The following is an 18,897-nucleotide window of genomic DNA, read 5'->3' as shown; positions in this document are numbered from 1 at the left end:
GCGGCGCTCACGCATTTCTGGCCCAACCTGCCCGCGGGCTTCACCGAATGGGCCTATACCGCGGAATTCGCCGCGGGCGCGGCGGCCGTCGCCGCGCTGCTGCTGGCGCTGGTGCTCGCGCCCGAACGCCTGGCCCCGCTGGCGCTGCTGCGCCGCCGGCTGCGGCCCGCGGGCGCCTGGCTGGTCGCGCTGGCGCTGGGTCTGCTGGCCTGGGAAGTGCTCACCGCCAAGCTCGGCCGCCTGCCGACGCCGTTCTTCGCGCCGCCCCAGGCGCTGGTCGAGGTCTATGCCACCGATGCCGAGCGGCTGGCCGAAAGCGCGCTCAATTCGCTGCGCCTGCTGGCCATAGGCATAGGCATAGGCGCGCTGGTGGGTTTTGTCACCGGCGTGCTGATCGGCTGGTCGCGCAGCGCAAGCTACTGGATACACCCGGTGCTGCGCGTGCTCGGCCCCGTGCCCACCACGGCGCTGCTGCCCGTGAGCTTTTATTTCTTTCCGTCGAGCTGGTCCACTGCGGTGTTCCTGATCGCGCTGGGCATGGCGTTTCCGGTTGCCATCCTGACCTGGTCGGGCGTGGCCGGCGTGCACAAGAACTTCTACGACGTGGCGCGCACGCTGGGCGCCTCGCAATGGTTTCTGGTGCTGCGCGTGGCGATTCCGGCGGCGCTGCCGCAGGTGTTTGTCGGTCTGTTCATGGGCCTGGGCGCGGCGTTCTCGACGCTGGTGGTGGCCGAGATGCTGGGCGTCAAATCGGGCCTGGGCTGGTATCTGACCTGGGCCCAGGGCTGGGCCGCCTACCCGAACATGTACGCCGCGCTGATCCTGATGGCGCTGCTGTTTTCCGGCGTGATCACGCTGCTGTTTGCATTCCGCGACCGCGTGCTGTCCTGGCAGAAAGGCACCCTCAAATGGTAAACATCGCCACCGCAACGCGCACGGCTGCGCATGGGTTCCCGGCCGCCGCCAATGCGGGCGCGGGCGCGCGCATCGAAGTCCAGGGCGTGAGCCACTGGTTTGCCCAGCGCCATGCCAAGGACGGCGCGGGCGGGCCGCTGCAGGTCATAGACGGCCTCGATCTGGACATCGCGCCGGGCGAGTTCGTCGCGCTGCTGGGCCCCAGCGGCTGCGGCAAGAGCACCTTGCTGCGCCTGGTTGCCGGGCTCGAGCCCGCGAGCGCCGGGCAGTTGCTGCAGGACGGCCAGCCGATCACCGATCCCGATCCCGCGCGCATCGTGGTGTTCCAGGACCCGACGCTGTTTCCCTGGCGCACCGTCTGGGACAACGTCGCGCTGGGACTGCAGGCGCGCGGCCTGCTCAAGGCCCAAAGCCAGCGCGTCGACGAGGCGCTGGCGCTGGTGGGCCTGCAGGCCTTTGCGCGCGCGCTGCCGCACGAGCTGTCGGGCGGCATGGCGCAGCGCGTGGCGCTGGCGCGCGCGCTGGTCAACGACCCGCGCCTGCTGGTGCTGGACGAGCCGCTGGGCAAGCTCGACTCGCTGACGCGGCTGGCCATGCAGACCGAGCTGGTGGCGCTGTGGCAGCGCAAGGGCTTCTCGGCGCTGCTGGTGACGCACGACGTCGAGGAAGCGCTGTTCATGGCGCAGCGCGTGGTGGTGTTCTCCGATCGGCCGGCGCGCATTCGCGAGGTGCTGGTCAACGACCTGCCGTATCCGCGCCACCGCGGCGATCCGCGCCTGGTCGAGCTGCGCCGCCAGGCGCTGGCGCTGCTGGGCCTTGGAGACAGCTGGTAGCGCATGATTCTGTCGACGGAGTTCGTGGGCGGGGTGCTCGAAGCGCTGTATGCCGCGCAGATCGCGCTGCGCGATGCCTGGCATGGGCTGGGCCTGTCGGCCACCGTTGCCGACCAGCCCGCCTGGCCGTTTGCCCAGCGGCTGGCGGCCGAACGGCTGCTGCTCGAGCCCGGTCACGCGCGCCGCGTGGTCATCACGCTGGCCTGCATTGCGGGCGCGCTTGCGCTGGCGTTGCTGGCGCTGCTGCTGGCCGTGCTGCGGCGGGGGCGCCGGCGCTGGATCCCGGGCCTGGCGCTGGTCGCTGGCGCATTGCTGGTGTTCGCGCCCTGGCCGAGCAGCGCATTGCTGTGGGCGCCGGCCGTGCCCACCAGCCTGCACCGCGCGCCCCAGGCGTTCTCCGCGCAAAGCATTGCCCAGGGCCAGGCGGTGTTCAGCCGGCACTGCGCGCAATGCCATGGCGCCGACGCGCGCGGCGAAGGCCCGCTGGCCAGCCAGCTGGCGCAATGGCCGCCCAATCTCGCCGGCGGCCTGCTGTGGAAACGCCTGGAAGGCGAGCTGTTCTGGCGCGTGCGCCACGGCATGCGCGACGCGCGTTCGGGCGCCCAGACCATGCCTGGCGCGAGCGCGCTGTCGGACCAGGAGATCTGGTCGTCGCTGGATTTTCTTCAGGCCCGGGCGTCGGGTCAGATGCTGCGCGACATGGGCGCCTGGGAGCGTCCGGTGCGCCTGCCGGTGAGCACCTTGAACTGCCGCCATGGCGGGCGGCGCGCCAGCGACAGCCTGCGCGGCCAGCGCCTGCAGCTGGTGCTGCCGGCCGCGGGCGAGGCCGCCTTGCCGCAGGAAGATCCGCGCTGGGTCACGGTGGTGCTGGGCGCCGCAGGCAACGCGGGCGACTCAGCCGAATGCCTGGCCGAGGACCGCGCGCTGCTGCCGGCGCTGGCCCTGGTGCTGGGCGTGACGCCGCAGCAAGCCCCGGGCCACCGGTTGTTTGTCGACCGCGACGGCTGGCTGCGCGCGCGCTCGGTGCCCGGCCAGGCGGCCTGGTCGCAGGACGACCTGATCTGCCGCAGCGAGGCCGCGCCCGCCGCCGCATCGGACGGCCCGCCCGCCCAGGGCGTCGACGGCCTGCTGCGCCGCATGGATGCCGACCGCATGCGCCTGGTGCGCGCCGGCTACCCGCACTGAGGCCGGCCGGGGCCGTGCCACGAAAAGCGCACAAGCAAACGCGTTTTTCTTCGTTGGCTTGCGGGGGCGTGCCGCCCGATCATGGGGTTTTGCCGCCACCCGATGTCATTTAAGGAGAACCGCGATGTCCGTGCAGATCATTGGCATGATTGCCCCTCAGGAAGCGTCCGAGACCATTTCCCGCAAGGGCCCGGCGGTCGACAGCGCCTATGTGCGGGCGTTTGCCCAGGCCCATGAGCACGCGGGCTTCGACCGTATCCTGGTGCCCGCGAGCGCCACCAGCCCCGACCCGCTGCTCACCGTGGCCTATGCGGCCGCGCATACCCAGCACATCAAGTTCCTGCTCGCGCATCGCCCGGGCTTTGTCTCGCCGACTCTCGCCGCGCGCCAGTTCGCGACCCTGGACCATTACACCGGCGGGCGCGTGGCGGTGCACTACATCAGCGGCGGCTCGGACGTCGACCAGCAGCGCGACGGCGACTTCCTCAGCCACGACGAGCGCTATGCGCGCACCGACGAATACCTCACGCTGCTGCGCCGCGTCTGGACCGAGTCGCAGCCATTCGATCACCAGGGCACCTACTACCAGGCCAAGGGCGCGTTCTCCGAAGTCAAGCCGCTGCAGCAGCCCTATGTGCCCATCTTCTTTGGCGGCGCGTCCGAGCCCGCGCTCAAGGTCGCGGGCAAGCATGCCGATGTCTATGCGCTGTGGGGCGAGTCGCTGGCGCAGTCGGCCGACCTGGTGCGCCGGGTGCGCGCCGAAGCCGCGGCGCACGGCCGCGAAGTCGAGTTCAGCATTTCCTTCCGCCCCATCATCGCGCCCACCGAAGAGCAGGCCTGGGCCAAGGCCGAGGAAATCCTGGCTGCCACGCGCAGCAAGCAGGTGCCGATTGCCCATGCGCGCGGCGCCGGCCCGCAGCAAAGCGAAGGCGCGCGCCGGCTGCTGGCCGACGCCGCCAAGGGCGACCGTGTCGACGAACGCCTGTGGACCGCGGTGGCGCGCGAGACCGGCGGCCGCAGCAACTCCACCTCGCTGGTAGGCACGCCCGAACAGGTGGCCGAGGCGCTGCTCAAGTACTACGACCTGGGCATCACCACGCTGCTGCTGCGGGGCTTCGATCCGCTGGTCGACGCCATTGAATACGGCCGCGAACTGATTCCGCTGATACGCGAGAAGGTCGCCCAGCGCCAAGCCCTGCGCACGCCGCAACGCAAGGCGGCCTGAACATGAAGCTGGAGATGACCTGGGCGGACACGGCGCGCACGCTGGCCGCGGACTTCGGCCAGCGCGCGGTGGCGCATGACCGCGACGGCAGCTTTCCCCATGCCAATTTCGCCGACCTGCAGCAGGCGGGCTTTCTGGCGCTGGCCGCGCCCAGGGCGCTGGGCGGCCAGCAGGCATCGGTGGCCGAGCTCGGCGAAGTGATTGGCGCCATAGGCTACGGCTGCCCGGCGACCGCGCTGGTGCTGAGCATGCAATATCTGCAGCAGCGCGGCATGGCGCGCGCCGGCTCGCCCTGGCCCGAGCCGCTGGCGCGGCAACTGGTGCGCGAAGCCGTGCAAGGCGTGTCGCTGGCCAACTCGCTGCGCGTGGAGCCCGAGCTGGGCACGCCCGCGCGCGGCGGCCTGCCCGCGACGGTGGCGCGGCGCACGCCCGACGGCTGGCGCCTGAGCGGGCGCAAGATCTACTCGACGGGCGCGCCCATCCTGCGCTGGTACGCGGTCTGGGCACGCACTGACGATGCCGAACCGCAGGTCGGTACCTTCCTGGTGCGCGCCGGCAGCCCGGGCGTGCGCATCGAGGAGAGCTGGGACCATCTGGGCCTGCGCGCCAGCGGCAGCCATGATGTGGTGTTTGACGACGTGCCCACTCCGCTGGACCATGGCATGGGCATCGCGCCCCCGGGCGCGCAGTCGCGCGACACCAACATGCAGGCCGAGATGACGGTGCTGCTGGGCGCGCTCTACACCGGCGTGGCGCGGGCCGCGCGCGACTGGCTGCTGGGCTTTCTGCGCGAACGCACTCCCGCAAGCCTGGGCGCGCCGCTGGCGACGCTGCCACGCGTGCAGGAGGCCGTGGGCCGCATCGAGGCGCTGCTGCTGTCCAATCAGCGGCTGATCGCCAGCCTGGCGCGCGAGCTGGACGCGGGCGCGCAGGTGGCGCTGGCCGACAGCGGCCTGATCAAGACGCTGGTGATGCGCCAGGCCGTGGAAACCGTGCAGGAAGCGCTGGCGCTGACCAGCAACCACGGGCTGTCGCGGCGCAATCCGCTGGAGCGCCATCTGCGCGATGTGCTGTGCGGGCGCATCCATACGCCGCAGGAAGACAGCGCGCTGGTGCTGGCGGGGCGGGCGGCGCTGGAGCAGGGACAGCGGGGCTGAGGGCCAGGCGGGGACTGCCAGTCCACGCCTGGCGGGATCCGTCTCTGCTAGCGATTCCTGTTGACCCACTTGCCCGTCGCCGCGCGCGCCGCCACATCCAGCATGAAGCCCAGGCAGCCCACGACCACGATGCCGGCCATGAGTTCGTCATAGGCCAGGCGGTCGCGCGTGTCGAGAATGAAGTAGCCCATGCCGGCCGACACGCCCAGCATTTCGGCCGGCACCAGCACGATCCAGGCAATGCCCAGCGCCAGCCTGAAACCCGTGAGCACATGGGTGAGGATTCCGGGCAGCACGATGTGCAGCACGATTTCGCCGCGCGTTGCCGACAGGCTGTGCGCCAGCTGCAGCCAGCTCTTGTCGAGCGCCGCGACGCCGGCCGCGGTGTTGAGCATGATGGGCCAGACCGCGGCAAAGGTCAGCAGGAACACCACGGGCGCCTCGCCCACGCCCAGCGCCATCACGGCCAGCGGCATCCACGACAGCGGCGAGACCATGCGCAGGAACTGGAACAGCGTTCCCGTGAGCTTGGCGAACAGCGGCGACAGCCCTATCCAGATGCCCAGCGGCACGGCGATCAGCAGCGCCAGCAGCAGCGAAAGCCCTATGCGCTGCAGGCTCAGCGCAATGTGTTCCCACAGATCGCCCGCCGCCAGCAGCCGGCCCAGCGCGGCAAAGCCCGCCGTGGGCGCGAACGCGTTGCGTATCGCCTCGACATCCGACAGCTGGCGCGCGCCCAGCGACCACAATCCCACGGCCAGCGCCAGGCCGACGATGGGCCAGACCACACGGTCCACGGCCCGCTTGATGCCCTTGCTCATGCCGCGATGATTTCCTTGCGCGTGAAGCTCTCGGCATGGCCGAAGGCCTTGAGGCCGCCTACCTGCTTGAGCGCGGCCTTGACGAAGCGGTCATCGACCAGGTCCCTGGCGACGAACTTGGGATCGAGCTTTTCCAGGAACGCGGCGTTGCCTTCGACATGCGTGACCTGCAGCGCCTTGACGAGTTCCTCGGTGTACGACGGATAGGGGTAGGGCTGGAAGTCGATGCGCCGCTGGTTCCACTGCGGGTGCTTGATCACGCCTTCGCGCGTGTACTGCGCCATCTCGGTCGCGGCCAGCACCTTGGTCAGCACCGGCAGGCCGTGCGGCGTGTACTTGCCCTCGCCGCTGCTGGCCAGCAGCTTGGCGGTCTCGAGCTGGTTGTCGCGCGTCCACAGCTGGGCCTTGACCATGGCGTTGGTGACCTTCTGCGCCCATTCGGGGCGCTCGGTGATGTCGCGCTCGGCCAGCGTCAGCAGGCAGCACGCATGGTTCTGCCAGACATCGCCGACAAAGCGCAGCACCTTGCCCACGCCCGCGACTTCGGCCGCGGCGACAAACGGCTCGGCGACGATATAGCCCGAGACCGCCTTGGCGGCCAGCGCCGAGACCATTTCGGCCGGGGGCATCACCACCAGGTTGACTTCATCGGCGGCCAGCGCGCCGCTGCGCGCGCGGCTCACGGCCTTGAGGCCGTTGGCGCGCAGCAGCTGCTGCAGCACCACGTTGTGTATCGAGTACCAGAACGGAATCGCGACCTGGGTGCCGCCGAGATCCTTCACGGAATTGATGTGGCGCGCCACGGCCAGCGCCGAGCCGTTCATGTGGTTCCAGGCAACGACCTTGGCCGCGAACTGCGAGCCGTAGCGCACGAACATGGTGGTGGGCGACAGCAGGTGAACGACATTGACCTGGCCGGCGACAAAGGCTTCGATGATCTGCGCCCAGGTGCGGAACAGCCGCGGCTTCTCGGTGCGCAGGCCTTCGGCTTCAAACAGCTTGCGGCTGTGGGCGACCAGCAAGGGCGTGGCATCGGTGATGGGCAGATAGCCTATGCGCACCGGCACGTCGTCGCCCTTGTTGGTCTGGGCCACGGCATCGCCGGCGCGCAGCAAAGGCGCTGCCGCGGCGCCGCTGAGCGCCGTCACGCGCAGCCAGTCGCGGCGGCTGATGCCGCAGTCGCAACTCGAGGAGGCGCAGATGTGCTGGTAGCTGGGCGCTTGATTTTGCGGATTCATGGTGCTTGCCTGGGGGAATGAAGGGGGAAAAACGGGGGAGATCAGGCCGGCAGCACGCCGTGCCGGCGTGCATGCAGTTCGGCCAGGATCTCGAGTCGCAGCGCGGTGATTTCCGCGGGATGGGCGTGGCGCGGGTGGGGCACGTCGACGCGCCATTCGCGCACGATGCAGCCGCCCTGGTCGCCGGGCAGCCGGCCCATCAGCAGGATGCGGTCGGCCACCAGGATGGCTTCGTCGATGTCGTGCGTGACGACCAGCGCCGCCGTGTGCCACTGGTGGACCAGCTCGACCAGCAGCTCCTGCATTTCGCTGCGCGTGATCGCGTCCAGCGCCGAGAACGGCTCGTCGGCCAGCAGCAGCCGCGGCTCGCGCGCCAGGGCGCGCGCCAGCGCCACGCGCTGCGCCATGCCGCCCGACAGCTGGCCGGGGTGCAGCTCTTCCTTGCCGGCCAGGCCCACGGCGGCAATCGCCTGGGCGACGCGCGCGTTCAGGCGCTCGGCCTCGATGCTGGGCTGGTGCTTGAAGTCCAGGCCGAAGGCCACGTTCTTCGCGACCGTGAGCCAGGGCAGCAGGCTGGCCTGCTGGAACACGACGGCGGCGCGCGGGTGGGGCCGGGTCAGCGGCGCGCCCAGAAAATGCACGCTGCCGGCCGTGGGCGCCTGCAGTCCCGCGAGCGCGCGCAGCAGCGTCGACTTGCCGCAGCCGCTGCCGCCAAGCAGGCAGACGATTTCCTGCGGGCGTATCGCGATGTCGATGTCGCTGAAGATGCGCGGGCCCTGGCCGTAGGCGCAGGCCAGGCCCCGGCCCTGCAGCGCGAATTCCGCCTCGACGGGGGCGTCGGCGCTGCTCATGGCACGGCGCGCTCGGGGGCCGCAGCCGAGGCCGCGGCCGCGGCGGCGAGCTTGCTGAGTTCGCCCTGCAATTGCGTGAGGCTGGGAGTGACCACGGGAATGAACGCGCTTTCCTGCAGGCGCCGGCCGAAGTCGGGCAGGTGATTGCGCACATAGGCGCGCCCGCCCGAGCCTTGCAGCTCCAGCTGCACGCTTTCCTGCACCACGGCCGCGAGCTGCAGGCGCACGCGGAACAGCGCCGGCGCGTCAATCACAAAACGCCCCGACTCCAGCCCCTCGCGAATGGTTTCGCGCAGGCTGTCGAGCTCGGCGTAGGCCTGGGCAATGCGCGGGCGCAGCATATCGCGCGCCGCGCCCACCTGCTCGGCGGCCTGCAGGCTGGCGCGCGCCAGGCCCAGCGACATGCCGCATTGCAGGCTCAGGAACATGGGCCGCGCGCGCTTGAGAAACGACAGGCCGTCGCGCGCCAGCACCGCTTCCTGGCCGACATGCACGGCGGCCAGATCGATCGCCGCGGTGTTGCTGCCGCGCAGTGCCAGCAGGTCCAGATCGGGGCTGCGCACCACGCCCGCGAGCCGGCTGTCTATTGCCAGCACCATGGGCGCGGGCTGCAGCGGCGTCTGCACGGCCGCGGCAACGACAAACGGCGCGCGCAGATTGGTGACCCAGGGCAGCTTGCCGCTGACGCCCAGGCCGTCATTGCCGTCGGGCTCGGCCTGCACCTGCAGGGGCTCGAGCTGGGACAGGAACTTCATGGCGTTGGACAGCCCCGAGGCGCCCGCAAGCCTCCCTTGCAGCAGGTCGGCCAGCCACAGCTCGCGCGCCGCCATGTTGTCGGTCACGCACAGGTAGTCGATGAAGGTGCGGTGGCTCCAGAGCACGAAGGCTGCGGTCACCGAATGTTCCGCGACCTGGGCGACGGCGTCGACCGCGTCAATGGCTGCGCCGCCATCGCCGCCCAGGGCCTGGGGCACGGCAATGCGGTGCATGCCCGCATGCACCAGCTGCGGCAGCACCTGCTGCGCGGCGTCGGCGTCGGCATTGAGGCCTTGGGCATGGGTCTGCAGCCAGCTTTGCAGACCGGGCGGGAGCAGGGCGCGGCTCATGCCTGGAACACGCCGGGCGAGAACGGCAGCAGTTCGGGGTTGATGTCGGGCTTGGCCAGGTTGTTGGCGAAGTTGCACAGCGTGGCCAGGCTCACGCCCAGCACCACTTCAAGCGCCTGCTGGTCGTTGTAGCCCGCGGCGCGGAATGCCGCCAGCCCGGCATCGGATGTCGCGCCGCGCGTGGCAATCACTTCCTTGGTGAAAGCCTGCACCGCATCGAGCCGGGCATCGCCCGTGGGCTGGCCGCGCTGCAGATTCAGCGCCGTGACCGCGTCGAGCTGGGCTTTCTTGGCGACAATCGCTGTGTGGCCCGAAAGGCAGAAGTCGCAGCCGTGCAAGGCCGCCGCGGTCAGCTGCACCACTTCGCGTTCGGCCAGCGTCAGCGATGCGCGCGCGTTGATGCCCGAGACCGTGAGATAGGTCTCCAGGGCCACGGGCGCATTGGCCAGCACGCCGATCAGATTGGGCAGGAAGCCGTTGTTGGCCAGGGCCTTGGCGGCAAGGGGCTGGCTTTCCTGGGGAGCGGATTCCACGGTCTGCAAGGGAATACGGGACATTTCGGGACCTTTCTGCGCAGCGGCGCGAGGCGCTGGGCGGGATTTTTCACAGGAATGAAAATGGCATCCGAAGATGCCAGTGATTCCATTTTTTCACCAGTATCCCTGGAGTTCTCAGGGTTTCCTAACAATAATTCGTAATGTGCAAATCCATTGGTCGGGATTACCGGCCCGCCGCCGCCACTCCGCATTGCCAGCAGGATGCAGCATGAGCGCCGTGAATTCTCCTTTTTCGGGCCGCGATCTGTTCGCTGCGCTGTCGGTGGTCGTGATCTGGGGGCTGAACTTTGTCGCGATGAAATGGGCGCTGGCCGATTTCACGCCGTTCCAGCTGGGCATCTGGCGCTATGTGTTTGCCGCGCTGCCGCTGGTGTTCATCGTGCGCCGCCCGGCCGTGCCCTGGCGCTGGGTCGTCGCCTACGGCCTGTGCCAGGGCGTGGGCCAGTTCGGCGTGCTGTTCATCGCGCTGCAGGTGGGCATGACGGCGGCGCTGGCGTCGGTGCTGATGCAGACCCAGCTGTTCTTCACGGCGCTGCTGGGCGTGCTGCTGCTGGGCGAACACCTGTCGCGCCCGCTCAAATGGGGATTGGTCTGGGCGGCCGTGGGTCTGGGCTGCTTTGCGATGAACTACCTGGGCGGCGCGGTCGCCGCCGGAACGACCTTGCTGGGCTTTGTGCTGAACCTGGTGTCGGCCGCGATGTGGGCCGCGTCGAACATCGTCGCGCGGCGCACGCAGCAGGTCGCGGGCAGCTACGACGCGCTGGGCTTCGTGGTCTGGAGCGCCGTGGTGCCCATCGTGCCGTTCGTGGCGCTGAGCCTGGCGTTCGATCCACCCGCGCTGCGCTGGCAATGGCTCGATGCGCCGCTGTCGAGCTGGCTGGCCGTCGCCTACCTGGGCTGGTGCGCGACCATCATGGCCTATGCGCTGTGGACCGGCCTGCTCAAGCGCCATCCCGCAAGCCGGGTCGCGCCGTTCAGCCTGGGCGTGCCGGTGATCGGCCTGGCGGCCGGCATGGGCATGCTGGGCGAGCGCATCACGCTGTGGCAATGGGCCGGGGGCGCGTGCATCGTGATGGCGCTGGTGGTGGTGCTGGTCGGCGCGCGCTGGCAGGCCAGGCGCTGAGACCGGCGCAGCTGCCTCATTTTTGGGCAATCGCCGCAAAGCCAGCGCTGGCGCCGCTTTCGGCAGTTGTTCCGGCAGTTATGCACAAGCTTGGGCACGGTCTGCAGGGATAACGCGGGTCAGCTGCTGGCGGGCACGATGCGGTAGGCGCAGCGCGTCGCGCCCGACAGCAGATGCTGCTCGCGCGTGACCTGGGCCCCTGGGCCGACGATGTCCTGGAACAGCTGCAGCTCGGAGCGGCAAAATCCCTGACAGCTGCGCGCCGCGACGCAGATCGGGCAATGGTCCTCGATCAGCATCCACTGCTTGCCGTCGGACTCCACGCGCGCCATGTAGCCTTCGGCGCTGCGTATGGCCGCGAGCTGCTCTAGCCGCTGGGCCACGGTCTTGCCGGTGCAGGTCTGCTGGTAGACAGCGCGCGCCTCGGCTTCGCGCTGGCCGATCAGCCGGTCCAGACCTTCCTCGCCGAAGATCTGCCGCACCGAGCCCAGCAGCTGGGCCGTGAGTTGCGCATGGGCGTCGGGAAAGCGGCGGTTGCCGGCCTCGGTCAGCACCCAGTTCTGGCGCGGCCGGCCCACGCCCGAAGCCGCTTCCAGTCGGCCTTCTATCCATCCCGCGGCGACGAGCTTTTGCACCTGCTGGCGCGCGGCTTCGGCGCTGGTTTCCAGCAGCTGTGCCAGCCGCGTGGTCGATGCCGAGCCCTGGGACTTGAGAAAGAACAGGATACGGTCGGCCGTGGACGCATGGGCAGAATTTTCAAAGTTTTGTCTTGCGTTATTCATGGCGCCGCCTTAATATCCAAACAGTTTCTTGGATAATAATCCAAGCCGGATACCCTGTCGAGAGCGCTGCCCATGTCTGAACCATCTTCCACGCCCACGGCCTCCTGGGCCGATCTTTTCCGCGGCCGCAACGGCCTGCTTGCGCTGGCGCTCACGGGCGGGGTCGCGCTGCACGCGATCAACGTGCACATCGTCACCACGGTGCTGCCCTCGGTGGTGCAGGACATAGGCGGCCTCGACTGGTATGCGTGGAACACGACGCTGTTTGTCGTCGCGTCCATCGTCGGCGCGGCGCTGTCGGTGCGGCTGCTCGCGGCGCTGGGGCCGCGCGGCGCCTGCATTGCGGCGCTGGCGGTGTTTTCGCTGGGCTCGGCGGCCTGCGCTTCGGCGGTCTCCATGCCCTGGATGCTCGCGGGACGCAGCGTACAGGGCCTGGGCGGCGGCATCCTCGCGGCACTGAGCTATGCCTTGATACAGGTCGTGTTCGCACCTGCGCTGTGGCCGCGCGCGGTGGCCCTGGTCTCGGGCATGTGGGGCATTGCCACGCTGTGCGGTCCGGCCGTGGGCGGACTGTTTGCCCAGGCCGGGCATTGGCGCTGGGCGTTCTGGATGCTGCTGCCCGTGGCCTTGGCCCAGGCCGTTATCGTCGCGGTGCAGCTGCGCCCGGCAGCGGACGCGAAACCGGCAGGCGGCGCCAGGCCGCAGATTCCCGCGCCGCAGATCGTGCTGCTGGCCACTTCGGTGCTCGCGGTGGCGGCCGGCAGCCTGTCGGCGCAAATTTTCTGGCAGGGCGTGGGCGTGGCCTGCGGCCTGGCGCTGGGCGCGGCCGCGGTCGCCTTCGACCGCCAGGCGACGGTGCGGCTGCTGCCGCGCGGCGCGACCCACTGGGGCTCGGCGCTGGGCGCGGTCTATGCGAGCGTGGCGCTGCTGCTCGTGGGCACGACCACCGAGATCTACATTCCCTATTTCCTGCAGACGCTGCACGGCTACACGCCGCTGGCCGCGGGCTATCTGACGGCGGCCATGGCCGCGGGCTGGAGCGCGGGCTCGCTGCTGTCGTCGGGGCGCGAAGGCGAGAGCGCCGCGCGCCTGCTGCGCGCCGGCCCGGTGCTGGGCACGGCCAGCCTGCTGGCGCTGGCGCTGCTGGTGCCGTCGGACCTGGGCCTGGCGCCCGGCCTGCACATGCTGCTGTGCGGGCTGGCGCTGGCCGGCGCCGGCGCGGGCGTGGGCATAGGCTGGCCGCATCTGCTGGTGCGCGTGCTGACGCTGGCGCCTGCAGGCGAAGGCGGCATGGCATCGGCGGCAATCACCACGGTGCAGCTGTATGGCATGGCCATTGGCGCGGCCATCGCGGGGCTGGTGGCCAATGCGGCCGGGCTGATCACTCCGGGCGGTGCGGCCGGCGCACAGTCGGCCGCGGTCTGGCTGTTTGCCAGCTTCGCGCTGGCGCCGCTGATGGCCGCGCTGCTGGTGCGGGGCATCAGCCGGCGCCAGACAAGCGTCAGGGCCAGCCATGCGTGAGCGCCTGGAGCAACTGCTGGCCACGGGCCGCGACAGCGCGCTGCTGCGCTTCGGGCTGGGCAATGCCTGCCTGAAAGAGGGCGATGCCGCAGCCGCGGCGCTGCACCTGGCGCAGGCCACGCAGCAGCAGGCAAGCTACTCCGCCGCGTGGAAACTGCTGGGTGTGGCGCTGAACCAGCTCGAGCGCTGGGACCAGGCCCAGGCCGCCTGGAGCAGGGGGCTTGAGGTCGCCGAGCAGCAGGGCGATGCGCAGTCGGCCAAGGAAATGGCGGTGTTTCTGCGCCGGCTGCAGCGGCGCAAATCGCAGTGAGCGCCCGCTTGGTGCTGCCTGTTATTTAGGCATGCGCCGCAAACCCAGCACTGGCGCGGCTTGCGCGAGTTGTTCGGCAAGTTATGCACAAGCTTGGGCACGGTCTGCAGGCATAACTCATGGAGCGGCGTCAAGAAGCCGCCGGCTCTTCACGCCCGGCCGCCAAACTCCTGGGTCGCCATCTCGCGGCCATCCTCGAACATCAGCGTGCGCTCGGGCCAGCGCAGCGCCGCAAGATTGAAGCGCTCGTCGTGCGTCTCGCCCGCGCGGCGCGCGACCCAGCGCCCGCCGACCGAGTAGTCGACGCAGAACACATTGCCACGCGGCCCGTGCCAGGCCAGCGGCGCGGTCTGGCCAAACAGGTTTTCCTCCTGCTTGCCGTGCACCGGAACGCTGGGCGGATGCAGCCGGCGCCAGTAGTGGCCTATCACCACGGCGGCCTCGTCGGTGTACTCGTTCCACCAGGCCATGCGTTCGACGAAGCGCCATTTGCCGCCCGCGAAGAACGGCTCGGTGCAGCGCCGCTCCAGCCCCGTGGTCAATACCTTGAGCGGGTTGAACACGGCCTTGTTGAGTTCGCTTTCGGAGTGCGCGGGCAGGAACGGCGGGCGGTAGCGCGCGTCCTCGAGGCTGTGCGGCCAGCCGCGGGACTCGGCTTCGCGGCGCGCGTGCAGGTCGCTCGCCTGGGCCTGGGTTTCGGCCACGCTTTCCCAATGGTCGTACTGCGTGCGCAGGCTGCCCAGCGGCATGGCGCGCACCGCGCTGATCTGCGGCTCGACCCAGGCTGCGTGCACGATGCGCAGATCGGCGCGCTCCAGCGCCACCGGCAGACCGGCGGTGAAGTCGGCAATGGCCTGGCGCTCGGCGCCGCCCTCGGGCTGGGCGAACGGCGCGTATTTGGCGCTGTCGGATTCGGTGCGGCTGTCGAAGAACCAGCCCGAGCCGTCCTTGGCGTCTTCGCGCAGCAGATTGATTTCATGGTTGCCGGCCACGGCCAGCGCGCGGCCGCTGGCGACCAGTTGGCGCGCCAGCGCGAGCACTCCGGGGCTGTCGGGGCCGCGGTCGCAGAAATCACCGACGAAGACCAGCGTGCGCTGCTGCGGGTGATTGCCTTGGGCGTCGTAGCCCAGGTGCGCGAGCAAGGCCTGCAGCGCCTGGAGTTCGCCATGGATGTCGCCAACGATGTCCAGCGGCCCGGACGGCAGTGCTTGGATGAGGCTCATGCGGGAGCCCGGTTCAGCGCGCGGCTGCGGCGCGCACGTAGCGCACGAAGGCATAGGGCAGGCCGGTGCGGCTCACGGCTTCGCTGCGCGCGGCCTCGACCCATTCGCTGCCCAGCGTGGGTGCGTAGGCGTCGCCTGCGAAATCCTGGGCAATCTCCGTGACTTCGACGGCATCGGCCAGCGGCAGCGCCTGGGCGTAGATCTGCGCTCCGCCCATGACCCATACATCGGCGCTCAGCGGCGCGGCCAGGGCCAGCGCTTCATCGAGGCTGCCGGCGCGCAGCGCGCCCGGCGACTGCCAGTCGGACTGGCGCGTGACGACGATGTTGCTGCGCCCGGGCAGCGGGCGAAAGCGCTCGGGCAGCGAGTCCCAGGTCTTGCGGCCCATGATGACGGCGCTGGCGCCCGTGAGCTGCTTGAAATGGGCCAGGTCTTCGGGCAGATGCCAGGGCATGGCATTGTTGAGGCCGATGACGCCGTTGGCGGCGCGCGCGTAGATCAGTTGAACGGACATGGGCAGGGTCGCAGGCAGAAACAACCCTGCATTGTCGGGCAAACGGGCGATCCCGACTGTCGGTAGGGCGACCCTGGCAGATGCCTGGACTCAGCGCTGCAGCAGCCTGAGCGCCGCCGCCACCACCTGGTCCGCGCCTATGCGCGCCACGTTTTCCAGCGACTGCGCGTAACCCACGGGAATGCGCGGCGCGCCCAGCCGCGCAACGCGCGCCGAGGTGTGCTCGGCGACGGTGGCGGCCACCTCGCCGCCAAAGCCCGCGGCCTGTATGGACTCATGCACCACCAGCAGCCGGCCGGTGCGCCCGGCAGACTCGAGCACCGCCTGCTGGTCCCAGGGCCAGATGGTGCGCAGATCGATGACTTCGGCGCTCACGCCTTGCGCGGCCAGCCGTTCGGCGGCTTCGGTCACCGCATGCACCTGCTTGGACCACGACACCAGCGTGATGTCGCTGCCCGCGCGCACGCAGTGCGCCTTGCCCAGCGGCACATGCTGCGCCGCGCCCGGCGTGACCTGGCCTTGCAGCGACCACAGTTCCTTGTGCTCCATGAAGACCACGGGATCGCCCGAGGCCAGCGCCGAATGCAGCAGGCCGTAGTTGTCGGCGGGCGTGGCCGGCGCGACCACGACCAGGCCGGGCACATGCGCGAACCAGGCTTCGAACGACTGCGAATGCTGGGCCGCCGACGCCGTCCAGATGCCTATGGGCAGGCGCGCGACCAGCGGCACCCGGCCCTGGCCGCCGAACATGAAGCGGTTCTTCGCGGCCTGGTTGACGAGTTCGTCGATAGCGCACAGCGCGAAGTCGGCCACGCGCAGCTCGACCACGGGGCGCAGCCCCGCGAGCGCCATGCCCACGCCCGCGCCCATGATGGTCGACTCGGAAATCGGCGTGTCGATCACGCGCTGCGGGCCGAAGCGCTCGACCAGCGGCCGGCCGTCGGCGCCGCGGTACTGGCCGAACACGCCGCCGCGGCCCAGGTCTTCGCCCAGCGCCACGACATTGCGGTCGGCGTCCATGGCTTCGGACAGCGCCAGCGCCGCGGCCTGGGCATAGCTCAGCGTCAGCGTGGCTGCGGCCGGCGCATGCACGGCGGATTTTTGTTCGGGTGTCGATGCGACTGCGCTGCTCATGCCCAGACTCCTTGGCCGGTGGTGGCGATATCCTGATAAGCCTCTTCGGCCAGCGGAACGGGGGCGGCCTTGGCCGCGGCCACGGCGGCGGCGATCTCGGCCTGGGCCTGGGCCAGCACCTGGGCGGCGGCCTCGGCCTGGCCGCGCGCGGCGAGCAGCTCGCGCGCCCGCGTGATCGGGTCGGTCAGCAGCGCGGCCGCGACTTCGGCCGGGTCGCGGTAATGCGCGGGGTCGACCGAGACATGGCCCTTGTGGCGGTAGGTCAGCGCATGCAGCAGGCGCGGTCCGCTGCCGGCACGAATGCCGGCGATCAATTCCGCCGCGGCGGCGCTCACGGCCAGCACATCGTTGCCGTCCACCGGGGTCGCGGCAATGCCCAGCGCCTGGGCGCGCGCGCTCGCGGCCTGGGTTCCGGCGGTCATGGGCGCCGAGCGCGTGGTCGCGGAAATCTGGTTGTCCTCGCAGACAAACAGCACCGGCAGCTGATAGATCTGCGCCCAGTTGAGCGCTTCGAGAAACGGCCCGCGGTTGATCGCGCCGTCGCCGAAGAAGCACACGGCAATCGCATCCTCGCCGCGCAGCTTGAGCGCATGCGCCGCGCCCACGGCAATCGGCAGTCCGGCCGTCACCACGCCATTGGCGCCCAGCATGCCGACCGAGAAATCGGCAATGTGCATGGAGCCGCCCTTGCCCTTGTTGTAGCCCGTGGCCCGGCCAAACAGCTCGCACATCATGCGCGTGCTGTCTGCGCCCTTGGCCAGCGTATGGCCGTGGCCGCGGTGGGTCGAGGTCAGCAGGTCACGCGCATGCAGATGCGCGCAGACGCCTGCGGCCACGGCCTCCTGGCCCGTGGACAGGTGCAGCGGCCCCTTGACCAGCGCCGGCTCGGCATCGGGCGCGGCGCTCTGGCCCCAGATTTGCACGCCGCCCTGGCTGGCGCGTTCGGCCGCGTCTTCAAAAGCGCGGATCCGGACCATGGTCCGGTAAAGGGAAAGCAGATCGTTCATGGAAATGGGGACCGCCGCGCGGGCGCACGGTCGCAGGCAGGAAAACGCATGAAGGAATACCGCCAGCCATCCCGCTCGAACGGCCGCTGCGCGCCGTGCGCGGGCTGCCGACAGCCCGGATCGGGCGCCGGCATGCGACCGGATCATTGTGCGTACAGGATGCGCCATTGCGTCCTGGGAATGACACCTAGCTGCGGCGCCGCGGCCGGGACGAATGCTGCTTGCACGACTACAGGCCTGCCTTGCTCGCCTGTCGCCTACTGGACAGGCGCGTCGTGCGCGCCTGGAAGGAGCCTGCCATGCGTTTGCTGCAATCGATCAATGTCCTCCTGCCGCTGGCGCTGGCTGCAGCGCAGGCGCTTGTGGTCCCGGTCCATGCCCGCGACCCCGAAGTCAAGTTCATCCATGGCGTCGAGGAGCTGCAGGCGCTGCGGGATCAGCCCGACGGTCATTACGCGCTGGCCGGTCCGATTGACGCCAGCGCCACGGCTGGCTGGAACCATGGCGCGGGCTTTGCGCCGATCGGCCGCGATGGCGCGCCCTTCACCGGCAGTTTCGACGGCCGGGGCCATGCGATCCATGGCCTGTTCATCGAGCGCCCGGGCGAAGCCAAGGTCGGGCTGTTTGGCCATGCGCGCAATGCCACCTTGCGCAATGTGCGCCTGGTGGGCGGCCAGGTGACGGGCGGCGAGAACGTCGGTGCGCTGGTCGGCCACCTCGAAGCCGCGGGCGGCGAGGCGCGCATCGACAGGGTCTGCGCCCAGGTGACCGTCACGGCATCGGGAACCGCGGGCGGCCTGGTGGGGCATAGCGAAAGTCACCGCGGCAGCAGCCTGATCTCGCGCTCCCATGCGGGCGGCGCGGTGCGTGCCGCAGGCAGCAATGTGGGCGGACTGGTGGGCCACAACGAGGCTTACGACGGCAGTGCCACCATCACGCGCGCCTATGCCAGCGGGGAAATCGCGGGCGGGGATTATGTGGGCGGGCTGGTGGGCTACAACGACGCGCTGCGGGGCATCTCTGACATCTCGGACAGCCATGCGAGCGGTGCCGTGCGCGCGCGCGCCGAGGTTGCGGGCGGACTGGTGGGGCTGGATACCGGCGGGCGCATTGCGCACAGCTTCTATGCGACCACGGACGGGCAGGGGCGTGCGATCAATCGCTTTGCGGCTGCATCAGGGACGGGCTTGCGTCTGGAGCAGCTGCTGCTCACGCCGGCGGTTGCGGTCTGGCATGGCAAGGGCTGCCAAGGTGTCTACATGACTGATCGATGAAGTGGGTAATAACCTTTGGTTTTTTTTGCGAAAATTATCAAATTGTCACTTTTTGTTAAAATAGCGGGAGGCTATTATTAAATGTGAGCTGATTGATGAAGAGTTTGAATAATCTGGTTGC

Annotated in this window: 19 protein-coding genes; 9 read left to right on the top strand and 10 right to left on the bottom strand. The window is 69.8% G+C overall.

All coding sequences use genetic code 11. From position 1 onward, the window contains the following. The 5 genes from RR928_RS06195 to RR928_RS06175 form a co-directional block, all read left to right on the top strand. A partial coding sequence (locus RR928_RS06195; RefSeq protein WP_332681801.1) for an ABC transporter permease occupies positions 1-915 on the top strand: 915 nt, incomplete at its 5' end. Then, a complete protein-coding gene (locus tag RR928_RS06190) occupies positions 909-1,748 on the top strand; it encodes an ABC transporter ATP-binding protein (protein WP_332535301.1) in 840 nt (279 codons plus the stop codon). The genes RR928_RS06195 and RR928_RS06190, both read left to right, overlap by 7 nt. Positions 1,749-1,751: 3 nt before the next feature. Further along, positions 1,752-2,933, top strand: a complete 1,182-nt coding sequence (locus RR928_RS06185) for a c-type cytochrome (RefSeq protein ID WP_332681799.1) — start codon at positions 1,752-1,754, stop codon at positions 2,931-2,933. A gap of 124 nt (positions 2,934-3,057) precedes the next feature. Further along, positions 3,058-4,158 (top strand): LLM class flavin-dependent oxidoreductase, encoded by a 1,101-nt coding sequence (locus RR928_RS06180; RefSeq protein WP_332681797.1) that lies wholly within the window; start codon positions 3,058-3,060, stop codon positions 4,156-4,158. A 2-nt stretch (positions 4,159-4,160) separates the two neighbouring features. After that, a complete protein-coding gene (locus RR928_RS06175; RefSeq protein WP_332547716.1) occupies positions 4,161-5,315 on the top strand; it encodes an acyl-CoA dehydrogenase family protein in 1,155 nt (384 codons plus the stop codon). Between the two features lie 47 nt (positions 5,316-5,362). On the opposite strand, the gene RR928_RS06170 is transcribed toward RR928_RS06175, so the two are convergent. The 5 genes from RR928_RS06170 to RR928_RS06150 are packed head-to-tail and all read right to left on the bottom strand — an operon-like array spanning position 5,363 to position 9,888. Continuing rightward, positions 5,363-6,136: an ABC transporter permease gene (locus tag RR928_RS06170; protein ID WP_332535308.1), complete on the bottom strand. Its 774-nt coding sequence runs from the start codon at positions 6,134-6,136 to the stop codon at positions 5,363-5,365. Next, positions 6,133-7,374 (bottom strand): ABC transporter substrate-binding protein, encoded by a 1,242-nt coding sequence (locus RR928_RS06165; RefSeq protein ID WP_332535310.1) that lies wholly within the window; start codon positions 7,372-7,374, stop codon positions 6,133-6,135. Before RR928_RS06165 ends, RR928_RS06170 begins: the two co-directional genes overlap by 4 nt. Before the next feature lie 41 nt (positions 7,375-7,415). Further along, the gene (locus RR928_RS06160) at positions 7,416-8,225 is read right to left on the bottom strand and encodes an ABC transporter ATP-binding protein (protein ID WP_332535312.1); all 810 of its coding nucleotides are present in this window, start codon (positions 8,223-8,225) and stop codon (positions 7,416-7,418) included. Then, on the bottom strand, positions 8,222-9,331 hold the full coding sequence (locus RR928_RS06155; protein WP_332535314.1) for an acyl-CoA dehydrogenase: 1,110 nt from the start codon (positions 9,329-9,331) through the stop codon (positions 8,222-8,224). The genes RR928_RS06160 and RR928_RS06155 overlap by 4 nt, the downstream gene beginning before the upstream one ends. Beyond that, the gene (locus RR928_RS06150) at positions 9,328-9,888 is read right to left on the bottom strand and encodes a carboxymuconolactone decarboxylase family protein (RefSeq protein ID WP_332535316.1); all 561 of its coding nucleotides are present in this window, start codon (positions 9,886-9,888) and stop codon (positions 9,328-9,330) included. Before RR928_RS06150 ends, RR928_RS06155 begins: the two co-directional genes overlap by 4 nt. Positions 9,889-10,096: 208 nt before the next feature. On the opposite strand from RR928_RS06150, the gene RR928_RS06145 reads away from it, so the two are divergent. Further along, positions 10,097-11,011 carry an EamA family transporter gene (locus RR928_RS06145; protein ID WP_332535319.1) on the top strand — a complete coding sequence of 305 codons (915 nt, stop codon included), beginning with the start codon at positions 10,097-10,099 and terminating at the stop codon, positions 11,009-11,011. A 119-nt stretch (positions 11,012-11,130) separates the two neighbouring features. On the opposite strand, the gene RR928_RS06140 is transcribed toward RR928_RS06145, so the two are convergent. Beyond that, a complete protein-coding gene (locus RR928_RS06140; RefSeq protein ID WP_332535321.1) occupies positions 11,131-11,793 on the bottom strand; it encodes a helix-turn-helix transcriptional regulator in 663 nt (220 codons plus the stop codon). Positions 11,794-11,865: 72 nt separating this feature from the next. Here RR928_RS06140 and RR928_RS06135 point away from each other — a divergent pair, with 72 nt between their 5' ends. After that, positions 11,866-13,314 (top strand): MFS transporter, encoded by a 1,449-nt coding sequence (locus RR928_RS06135; protein WP_332681793.1) that lies wholly within the window; start codon positions 11,866-11,868, stop codon positions 13,312-13,314. Then, positions 13,307-13,624 carry a hypothetical protein gene (locus RR928_RS06130; RefSeq protein ID WP_332535323.1) on the top strand — a complete coding sequence of 106 codons (318 nt, stop codon included), beginning with the start codon at positions 13,307-13,309 and terminating at the stop codon, positions 13,622-13,624. The genes RR928_RS06135 and RR928_RS06130 overlap by 8 nt, the downstream gene beginning before the upstream one ends. A gap of 149 nt (positions 13,625-13,773) precedes the next feature. Here RR928_RS06130 and RR928_RS06125 read toward each other — a convergent pair whose 3' ends face one another. The 4 genes from RR928_RS06125 to RR928_RS06110 form a co-directional block, all read right to left on the bottom strand. After that, positions 13,774-14,847, bottom strand: a complete 1,074-nt coding sequence (locus RR928_RS06125) for a metallophosphoesterase (protein WP_332547721.1) — start codon at positions 14,845-14,847, stop codon at positions 13,774-13,776. A 13-nt stretch (positions 14,848-14,860) separates the two neighbouring features. Next, positions 14,861-15,361, bottom strand: a complete 501-nt coding sequence (locus RR928_RS06120) for a dihydrofolate reductase (protein WP_332535326.1) — start codon at positions 15,359-15,361, stop codon at positions 14,861-14,863. Between the two features lie 90 nt (positions 15,362-15,451). Continuing rightward, positions 15,452-16,495 (bottom strand): alpha-ketoacid dehydrogenase subunit beta, encoded by a 1,044-nt coding sequence (locus tag RR928_RS06115; protein WP_332681790.1) that lies wholly within the window; start codon positions 16,493-16,495, stop codon positions 15,452-15,454. After that, on the bottom strand, positions 16,492-17,502 hold the full coding sequence (locus RR928_RS06110) for a thiamine pyrophosphate-dependent dehydrogenase E1 component subunit alpha (protein WP_332681788.1): 1,011 nt from the start codon (positions 17,500-17,502) through the stop codon (positions 16,492-16,494). The genes RR928_RS06115 and RR928_RS06110 overlap by 4 nt, the downstream gene beginning before the upstream one ends. 299 nt (positions 17,503-17,801) lie before the next feature. Here RR928_RS06110 and RR928_RS06105 point away from each other — a divergent pair, with 299 nt between their 5' ends. Beyond that, a complete protein-coding gene (locus RR928_RS06105) occupies positions 17,802-18,776 on the top strand; it encodes a GLUG motif-containing protein (protein ID WP_332547723.1) in 975 nt (324 codons plus the stop codon). The last annotated feature ends 121 nt before the right edge of the window (positions 18,777-18,897 follow it).

The organism is Comamonas sp. (assembly GCF_036666375.1).
GTDB lineage: Bacteria > Pseudomonadota > Gammaproteobacteria > Burkholderiales > Burkholderiaceae_C > Comamonas.
The sequence above is the reverse complement of the archived record's forward strand: the minus strand, read 5'-3'. Positions and strand labels throughout refer to the sequence as shown.

Bases quoted from the DNA above. Each gene is read 5' to 3' on its own strand.
- RR928_RS06190 (WP_332535301.1), top strand. From the start codon at position 909: ATGGTAAACATCGCCACCGCAACGCGCACGGCTGCGCATGGGTTCCCG.
- RR928_RS06185 (WP_332681799.1), top strand. From the start codon at position 1,752: ATGATTCTGTCGACGGAGTTCGTGGGCGGGGTGCTCGAAGCGCTGTAT.
- RR928_RS06180 (WP_332681797.1), top strand. From the start codon at position 3,058: ATGTCCGTGCAGATCATTGGCATGATTGCCCCTCAGGAAGCGTCCGAG.
- RR928_RS06175 (WP_332547716.1), top strand. From the start codon at position 4,161: ATGAAGCTGGAGATGACCTGGGCGGACACGGCGCGCACGCTGGCCGCG.
- RR928_RS06170 (WP_332535308.1), bottom strand. From the start codon at position 6,136: ATGAGCAAGGGCATCAAGCGGGCCGTGGACCGTGTGGTCTGGCCCATC.
- RR928_RS06165 (WP_332535310.1), bottom strand. From the start codon at position 7,374: ATGAATCCGCAAAATCAAGCGCCCAGCTACCAGCACATCTGCGCCTCC.
- RR928_RS06160 (WP_332535312.1), bottom strand. From the start codon at position 8,225: ATGAGCAGCGCCGACGCCCCCGTCGAGGCGGAATTCGCGCTGCAGGGC.
- RR928_RS06155 (WP_332535314.1), bottom strand. From the start codon at position 9,331: ATGAGCCGCGCCCTGCTCCCGCCCGGTCTGCAAAGCTGGCTGCAGACC.
- RR928_RS06150 (WP_332535316.1), bottom strand. From the start codon at position 9,888: ATGTCCCGTATTCCCTTGCAGACCGTGGAATCCGCTCCCCAGGAAAGC.
- RR928_RS06145 (WP_332535319.1), top strand. From the start codon at position 10,097: ATGAGCGCCGTGAATTCTCCTTTTTCGGGCCGCGATCTGTTCGCTGCG.
- RR928_RS06140 (WP_332535321.1), bottom strand. From the start codon at position 11,793: ATGAATAACGCAAGACAAAACTTTGAAAATTCTGCCCATGCGTCCACG.
- RR928_RS06135 (WP_332681793.1), top strand. From the start codon at position 11,866: ATGTCTGAACCATCTTCCACGCCCACGGCCTCCTGGGCCGATCTTTTC.
- RR928_RS06130 (WP_332535323.1), top strand. From the start codon at position 13,307: ATGCGTGAGCGCCTGGAGCAACTGCTGGCCACGGGCCGCGACAGCGCG.
- RR928_RS06125 (WP_332547721.1), bottom strand. From the start codon at position 14,847: ATGAGCCTCATCCAAGCACTGCCGTCCGGGCCGCTGGACATCGTTGGC.
- RR928_RS06120 (WP_332535326.1), bottom strand. From the start codon at position 15,361: ATGTCCGTTCAACTGATCTACGCGCGCGCCGCCAACGGCGTCATCGGC.
- RR928_RS06115 (WP_332681790.1), bottom strand. From the start codon at position 16,495: ATGAGCAGCGCAGTCGCATCGACACCCGAACAAAAATCCGCCGTGCAT.
- RR928_RS06110 (WP_332681788.1), bottom strand. From the start codon at position 17,502: ATGAACGATCTGCTTTCCCTTTACCGGACCATGGTCCGGATCCGCGCT.
- RR928_RS06105 (WP_332547723.1), top strand. From the start codon at position 17,802: ATGCGTTTGCTGCAATCGATCAATGTCCTCCTGCCGCTGGCGCTGGCT.